We start from the raw sequence: 5178 nt of genomic DNA, 5'->3' as shown, positions 1-5178 counted from the left end.
CAATTTATAATGATCTTGCCGTGTTTGTTGGTTTAAATAAACACTATTCAATACTTGTTTTGGGTGTTGTTGCGTTAATGTCGTCGAGTCCTACCCTTATTGTTGTTATTTTGTTTTTTTACTTTCTTCACTTAAAGCACATAATGAGCACACAAATATTAAGTAAGCTGTAGCAAGTTAAGTAAGTAGGCAAGTCATGCTTATATTCACAAAAAATGAATAAGTAAATGCACTTACTTCATAGTTAGCTTAACCATTTATGATTAAAAATCTATCAATTATCAAGAGAATGTAAGGAATGTGGAATATGTTTAAGATTAATAAAAATTTAGTAGCATTAGCATTGTTAACGGGGGTCAGTAATACAGCTCTGGCTAATACTGGTCAACAATCTACGACAGTAAATGGATCTTCAAAAATTATTATACCTATAGCTCTTTCTGCGGGTGATTCCGTTGATTTTGGGGCGATCGTTCCTACTGCTGATAATCAAACTTGTTCTATGGATGTTGACGGTGCATTATCAGGTAATGGTTGTACGGTACATAGCTTAACAGGACATGATCCAGCGGTAGGTACATTCAGTTTAACATCAGAATCAGGCCACGAGGTTGATATCACTTTAACATCAACCGACAATAGTAAAATTAAATTTACTCCAAAAACAGATGACGGTTCAGAATCTAATAGTGAAAAAACAGGTACGTTTCAGTATACACCTGCTGATTCAAACGCAAGAATTTGGACAATTTATGGTGACTTATTGGTTAAGGATAAAACAGCCAGTACTCAAGCATTTACAACCGCAGTTACTGTTGTCTATAAGTAATTATTTCTAAACTTGAGATAATATTTCTATGTCAATTTAAAGTAAATACTGACCGAGGTTAATACTGAGGCCAGTATTTTATATAGGAAAACGAATGAAAAACCTTCTATTTTTAATTGTAATATTATTGACATCATCGGTTTTGGCTAATTCAGCAATGGTATTCCCAAAAAGAGCAATGCTGGATAGCCACAACCGATATGCAACTTTTACCGTTTATAACCCTTCAGATAGGGATGTACAATATAACATTTCATTTGTAGACCGACTTCAAACAGAAGATGGCATGACTCACTCAACAGAGTCATTTTCATATTCAGCTCAAAAAAATTTGAGATATTCGCCTCGCAAAAAGGTTATGGTTAAAAGTAGAGGAAAAAAAACAATTAGAGTTAAATTAACAAAATTAGGCCAACTCACAGACGGCGAATATCGATCATATTTAAATATCCGTGCTGCGGATAGAGCTCAAAGTTCGCAAGAGGGTGATGTTAAACATTCAGCTGTAAGCATGTCATTCCAAATACCGGTGCTATTAAGGAAAGGCAAAACTCATGCAGCGGCTGAATTGGGTGAAATAACACAAGCAGGTAATGCCCTTTTGATTGAGCTTAAAAAACAAGGTAATCGTTCAATATATGGCAATATCATAATAACTCAAGATGATGAAGTTATCGCTAGCGTAAAAAGTATTGCAGTTTATGCCGAATCTGAAAAAAGAACCATAAACCTACCTATTAAAGAGGGGGTTATACTTAAAAACTTTACTGTAGAATTTATTGAAGATGAGAGCTCAGGTAAAATCAAAGCTTCTAAAACTATTACTATTTAGCTTAATTTCACTAAAGAGTTTTGCTAGCGAGATTAAAATAGACTTTGACTCTGAAGAATTTTATGTAGTAAAGGCAAACAAAGTTGAATTTGCTGATGTGATAAGTTTATACAATATTAATGGTAATATATATATACCTTTGCTGCCATTTTTAAATGCCATACACGCGCAATATGCACAAAATCAACAGCAAATATCAGGCTGGATTTTTAACAAAGATAACCACTTTATCTACCCAAAACAACACACTGAAAATACATTTTTTTATGATAATACGCTTTATTTTAATTTAACTGAATTTTGCCAAGAAAAAGCAATTACGATTAATAATAATATCGAGAACGGTGTATTGTTATTAACTAGTACAAATATATTTGGACATCAAATCAACGCGATACTAAATAATAATAGAAATAATCAAAAACAAAAAAGAAGCGTAAAAAAAATAGACATAGAGCATAACTATAACATCATCACGACACCAATCATTAGCACCACACTGGCTGTAAACAAAACATCTGACTCGACGACTGTAAACACCAGTATCAGGAGCTCAGGTGATTTTTTTTGGGGAACACTCGATTCAAACGCATCTATGCAAGACGATAAATTTAAAATTAACCATGTTAACTACAGTAAAATTTTAAATAACAGCGTTGTTTCGTCATTTGAATTTGGCGATATATCGTCAAATTCAAAACATCGTTTGTTATCAAATCTACGTGGCAAAGGCATGCAAATTCAAAAGTCAAAACAGGAGTCAATGCGGTTTTTCAACAATGAAACAATACAAGGTTATTATAAACCGAACTATACAGTTGAACTGTTGGATAACGGGCATGTTATCGAAGTAGCCGAAACGGATGATTCAGGCTACTATAAATTTGAAAATATTCCATTATTTATAGGCAATAATAACTATATTCTAAAATTTTATGGCGAGTATGGCGATATTTATTTAAAAGATAACTCATATAAAATTAACGGCCAATTAACTCAAAAAAATGAAATAAATTACAGTGCTTTTGTTATGGATACACAAAATTCAAGCCTTAAAGAAAAGGTGCATAATAACAATCGCGCTTTTAATGCCGAAGTCTCTTACGGCTTATCAAATAGCTTTACATATAATGTAGGTATAACGCGTAATAATTTAAAAACATTCTTATCTAATTCAATCAGTGCAACAACAAAAAATACCAGTAATCAAATAGAAATAACGAATACAAATAAGCAATGGCTAGCAGCAGCTCGGAGCCTTGGTAAGGTGTTTAACACAAATTACAATTTTAAAGTAGCAAAGCTCAGTGACAGAGAAAATATATCATTATACTTAAATAAGCATATTATTTCGACACTATCAGTGCTAAATAATACGTCACTGTCAGGACAATTCCAGCTATATAATAATGAAAAAAGCTTTAAACTTGGCTTTAATAAACGCATTGGCAAATTATCAACTCGGTATGATTGGGCAAACGATAAAGGTAATATATCGAATCAAATTAGTGTGTACACCACACTGAATGGATTTAACTTTCGTTACAAAATAAGGAAAAAAGAATTCAATACGGAGCATAATCTTACTGTCACCAAAAGGCTCTGGAATACAAGGTTCTCGCTAAAAGCTAATAAAGGGCAATCATATATTTTATCAGCAAGAAAACAATTCAAGGAGTTTGATTTTAATAGCCAATTAGGATACACCGATGGTCATTATACATTTGGCTTAAACATAAGTACAAATATATGGTTTGACGAAAAACCGAGATACACGAGGCGTTCGCTGCAATCTACAGGCGCAATTAAAGCTATAACCTTTATTGATGAAAACTATAACAATAAAAGAGACCACAATGAACAAGGGCTATCAAACGTCACGTTTGAAGGTAAGAGATTATGGTCTGAGATAAAAACAAATAAAAATGGCGTTGCCATACTACCTGGAATAAACCATTTATATGCAACAGAAATAGCAGTCGATCCGGCTGATATTCATGATTTCACGCTTATGATACCTGAACCTAGCATAATAAATACCCATAAAGGGGGGGTGACAGAGGTACAAATACCATTAAAGAGGGTAAAAATAATTGAATTTATCCTAAAGGACGAACAGGGAAGGTTACTCGTAAATACAAAGTTCACCATGACCTCAAACAAACAGATTATAAAAGGGTACACAGACGAAGAAGGTTATTATTTCAATGAAGAGATTTTTCCGGGGGAGTTTACTCTTAAAACAAGTGAACTTGAAGCAAACATATCAATTAGCATGAATAAAAACATAGAAGAATACTATTTTGAAGAGGTTATTGCCAAGAAGTTGATAAAATTAACGAGATTGAATGAGAGCAAAAATGAAAAACATGTATTATCAAAATGATTATATCCAAACCAATCTTTTAGGGACTTCTGAGCAAACTATGCTTGTTGTTCCATTTTTATATCAAGGGAAAACCATTAATACAAAAATGCGCCTAAATGAAGGTATCATTTTAAGTTTTTCAGTCGAAAACGACTTGTTAAGCCGTTTTAATGTGAGATGTCACTTATACTTGAGGTGATAAGTCGGTTGATACTGTGAAAAATTGACTTCGTTCTTTTGTTAAGCTTATTACCAAAAATTTTACCCAAATACGGTTTCATTTTTTGCAAGGTAAGCGTTAATCTACTTTAATGCTGTAACCAATGCCTCTATGTGTGATTAGTGAATTGTCTTTTGGGCTGATAGCATGAATTTTTGCGCGAATAGTTTTTATGTGCGTATCTACTGAACGATCATAACTCTCATCTGGTGAAGCCCATACTGCAGACATTAGCTGGTCTCTGCTGAAGGCACGCCCAGGAGAAGAGAGTAACTCTTTTAAAATACCGTATTCATAATTCGTAAGATCTAATGGGCTATTACAAAATTCAATAACTCTTTTATGCTCATTTATAATAAATTTTGTTTTATTATCGATACTGGCAACATTATTAGTTGTCTGTCTTTTTAAGATAGTTTTGACTCTAGCTAAAAGTTCACGAGCACTATGTGGTTTAACGATATAGTCATCTCCACCAATTTCCAGCGCGACAACCTTGTCCATCTCATCATTACGTGCAGATAGAAAAATGATAGGGAGGTCAGATTTTTTTCTGATCAGCTTACATACTTCAAATCCACTCATATCAGGTAAACCGATATCAAGGATCACCAGATCAACAACTGTATTGGTTAACATTTCGATGCCTTGAATGCCTGTATTAGCCCAAGAACAGGTATAGCCCTCTGTTTTCAGCGCATAGTCAATGGTGTCAGCAATACTTGATTGATCTTCAATTATTAAGATATGTTTATTTACCACTTAACACTTCTCATTTATGTAATAGCTCTATAGCTTTGTATTTTCTAAAAATCTAAGTATAAGACACAGCTAGTTGGTGGTAAACCAAAAAGTGAATCGTTTTACTATTAATTACTGAATTCATGCCTTATGGGGGTTATTTATCCGATTTTGTGAGTGTTTTAGGT

The 5178-nt window shown here is 33.3% G+C and carries 4 protein-coding genes; 3 read left to right on the top strand and 1 reads right to left on the bottom strand.

Annotation, left to right across the window (positions count from 1 at the left end; all coding sequences use genetic code 11):
- Window positions 1-307: 307 nt before the first annotated feature.
- The 3 genes from CJF42_RS24080 (at window position 308) to CJF42_RS24070 (ending at window position 4047) form a co-directional block, all read left to right on the top strand.
- Complete coding sequence (locus tag CJF42_RS24080; protein WP_095369072.1) at window positions 308-829, top strand: DUF4402 domain-containing protein; 522 nt, start codon at window positions 308-310, stop codon at window positions 827-829.
- A gap of 94 nt (window positions 830-923) precedes the next feature.
- The gene (locus CJF42_RS24075; protein ID WP_095369071.1) at window positions 924-1661 is read left to right on the top strand and encodes a fimbrial biogenesis chaperone; all 738 of its coding nucleotides are present in this window, start codon (window positions 924-926) and stop codon (window positions 1659-1661) included.
- On the top strand, window positions 1615-4047 hold the full coding sequence (locus CJF42_RS24070; RefSeq protein WP_095369070.1) for a fimbria/pilus outer membrane usher protein: 2433 nt from the start codon (window positions 1615-1617) through the stop codon (window positions 4045-4047). Before CJF42_RS24075 ends, CJF42_RS24070 begins: the two co-directional genes overlap by 47 nt.
- 280 nt (window positions 4048-4327) lie before the next feature.
- Here the strand turns inward: CJF42_RS24070 and creB are convergent, their stop codons facing one another.
- Window positions 4328-5011 (bottom strand): two-component system response regulator CreB, encoded by a 684-nt coding sequence (gene creB, locus CJF42_RS24060; RefSeq protein WP_095369068.1) that lies wholly within the window; start codon window positions 5009-5011, stop codon window positions 4328-4330.
- Window positions 5012-5178 lie beyond the last annotated feature (167 nt).

The organism is Pseudoalteromonas sp. NBT06-2 (assembly GCF_002276045.1).
Classification (GTDB): Bacteria; Pseudomonadota; Gammaproteobacteria; order Enterobacterales; family Alteromonadaceae; genus Pseudoalteromonas.
The sequence above is the reverse complement of the archived record's forward strand: the minus strand, read 5'-3'. Positions and strand labels throughout refer to the sequence as shown.